2 protein-coding genes are annotated in these 2,922 nt (G+C 60.3%); both read right to left on the bottom strand.

Annotation, left to right across the window (positions count from 1 at the left end; genetic code table 11):
- Nucleotides 1-236 precede the first annotated feature (236 nt).
- Complete coding sequence (gene ftsZ, locus L0H65_RS17515; RefSeq protein WP_301460508.1) at nucleotides 237-1,895, bottom strand: cell division protein FtsZ; 1,659 nt, start codon at nucleotides 1,893-1,895, stop codon at nucleotides 237-239.
- A gap of 177 nt (nucleotides 1,896-2,072) precedes the next feature.
- On the bottom strand, nucleotides 2,073-2,922 hold an 850-nt coding region (gene ftsA, locus L0H65_RS17510), incomplete at its 5' end, for a cell division protein FtsA (RefSeq protein WP_301460507.1).

Raw genomic sequence — 2,922 nt, 5'->3', positions numbered from 1 at the left:
CTATCTCGTTGCCGTCGGCCTGTTCGATTTGCGTTTCTCATGATTGTGACGCAACCAAGGCTTTCGGTGAATTTTAGATAGACGCAGGGCAGCCGCGCAACAACACACCAATTGTGACCTTCTGTTACAATGGTACAGCAAAGCGCCGGAAACCTGCCGATGTTTGCGTAACCCATTGCCATCAAACATGAAAAAGGCCCGCCGGGGCGGGCCTTTTCGATGAAGATTTGATCGGATCAGTTCGCCTGGCGCCGCAGGAAGGCCGGGATCTCGATCCGCTCCTGGTCCGAATTCATCTCCGGCTCTTCGTCATAATGGGTGACCGGGGGTTGCTGACGCGCGGTTTGCGGTGCTGCGGGGCGTTCCGCATGGCCGTCACTATGCCCCGCCATCCGGTTGATCAGCGAGCCGATGCCGAAGCGCGGGCGCGGTGCTTCGGCGGCGGCCTGGCGCTGCGTCGGTTGCGGTGCCACTGCCGGGCGCTGCTGGCCCGGAGCCTTGTGAACGGCGGCTTGCAGACGGGCCATCGCCTCGGGCGACGGAGTGCCGGTCGGGCGCGGGCGCGGTGCCACGAAATCCGCCCCATCCGAATTCAGCGTTGCTGCGATGGAACGGGGTTGCGGCGCCGGTTGCGGACGATAGGCCGGCGGCGGCAGATCGTCGGATTGCACAACAGCATCATATTCCTCATCTGCGTCAAATGCGACGGGGGATTCGCGGTCGAACAGGCTTGGAGCATCTTCCGCGACAGCGGCGGGCCGCTGTTGTTGCGGTTGTGGCGCAGGTGTCTGTGTCATCGTTGCCGAGGACACTGACAGCGCCGGGCGCATCGGTTCTGCTTTCGGTTCCGGCTCCGGTGCGGTGAAGCTGGATGGCAACGGTTTAGCCATTGAGCGGCGCACAACCGGGGTTTCGGTTTGTGAGACATTGGCATCAATGCCGGTCGCGACAACGGAAACCCGCAACGTGCCTTCCATCGACGTGTCAAGCGTGGAGCCAACGATGATATTCGCGTCAGGGTCGACCTTTTCACGAATGATATTGGCCGCTTCGTCAAGCTCGAACAGCGTCAGGTCATAGCCGCCGGTGATATTGATCAACACGCCTTTGGCGCCATGCAGGCTGATTTCATCGAGCAACGGGTTTGCAATCGCCTTTTCCGCAGCTTCAACGGCGCGGTTTTCACCTTCTGCCTCGCCGGTGCCCATCATCGCTTTGCCCATTTCGTCCATCACGGCGCGGACATCGGCGAAGTCGAGGTTGATCAGGCCCGGGCGGACCATCAGATCAGTCACGCCTTTGACGCCCTGGTACAGCACGTCATCGGCCATCGCGAAGGCTTCGGTGAAGGTGGTGCGTTCATTGGCCAGACGGAACAGATTCTGGTTCGGAATGATGATCAGCGTGTCGACAACTTTCTGAAGCGCTTCAATGCCTTCTTCGGCTTGCCTCATGCGTTTGTTGCCCTCAAAGCTGAATGGCTTGGTGACAACGCCAACGGTCAGAACACCCAATTCCCGCGCGGCCTGCGCGATGATCGGTGCAGCCCCGGTTCCGGTGCCGCCACCCATCCCGGCGGTGATGAAGCACATATGCGCCCCGGCCAGATGGTCAACGATTTCCTCGATGGTTTCCTCGGCAGCGGCGGCGCCAACGCTCGGGCGCGCACCGGCCCCCAGACCTTCGGTCACTTTCAGACCCATCTTGATATTCGCCGAAGCGCGGCTTTGTTGCAGCGCCTGCGCGTCGGTGTTGGCGACGACGAATTCGACACCCTCAAGCTGCTGGTCGATCATGTTGTTGACCGCGTTGCCGCCAGCCCCACCGACCCCGAAAACCGTGATCCGCGGCTTCAACTCTTCGCGTTGCGAAGTCATCATCAGATTAAGTGCCATTACAATCCGCCTGCCTTTGAGTGTCCCTGCGCCTTTTTGGCGCTTTCAGTCCCATATCCTTGCAACCCTAACCGTTACTGCGCCCAAGGTCACTATAAAAACACGTTTTCGCCACAAAATATGGGCGAAAACCTGCCACGTTCTGCGGCATTTCGGGTAGCGCGCAGGATATTGTGGTTACCAGTTGTCCTTGAACCATTTCAATGCCCTCTTGAGTGACCGCGCGGGGTAGCGTTCGGCGGGAATATCGAAATCCCACCACTCATCCTGTGGATGTGCGGCGAACAGGCACAACCCCACGGCGGAGGCAAAAGCCGGTCCCGTCACTGATTGCGGCAAGCCCTGCACCCGCAACGGACGGCCAAGGCGCACCCGCTGACCAAGGATGCGCGCGGCCAGCCCGTCGAGGCCCGGTATCTGGCTTGCGCCCCCGGTCAGAACGATTTGCTGGCTTGGCAAATGGTCAAAGCCCGCCGCATCCAGTCGCGCGCGCGCTTCTTCCAGAATCTCCTCGACCCGTGGGCGCATGATGCCGATCACCTCGGTCCGGCTGACCTGCCTTCGGTCCTTTTCCCAATCGCCGGAGTCGCCGCCAATCTCGATCATTTCGCGATCGTCCATGCCGGTTGCATGCACGCCGCCGAACTTGGTTTTGATGCGTTCGGCGGTCGTCAAAGGCACCTGCAAGCCCTTGGAAATGTCGGAGGTGACGTGATCGCCGCCCATCCGCACAGAATCGGCATAGATCATGTGCTTTTTCATAAAGACCGAAATCCCGGTGGAACCACCGCCCATGTCGATACAGGCCGCACCCAGCTCCTGCTCATCCTCCACCAGCGATGAAATTCCCGAAACGTAAGCGGATGATGCCATGCCCGCCAGTTCCAGATCGCAGCGTTTCAGGCAATAGATCAGGTTTTGCACCGCCGCCGCATCCACGGAAAGCAAGTGTAGATCGCAGGACAACCGGTTGCCGATCTGCCCACGCGGATCGCCCAGGCCGGATCGGTGGTCCAGCGCGAAATTC

It is taken from the genome of Pseudorhodobacter sp. (genome assembly GCF_030452865.1).
Classification (GTDB): Bacteria; Pseudomonadota; Alphaproteobacteria; order Rhodobacterales; family Rhodobacteraceae; genus Pseudorhodobacter.
This window is presented reverse-complemented; position numbering and strand designations above follow the sequence as displayed.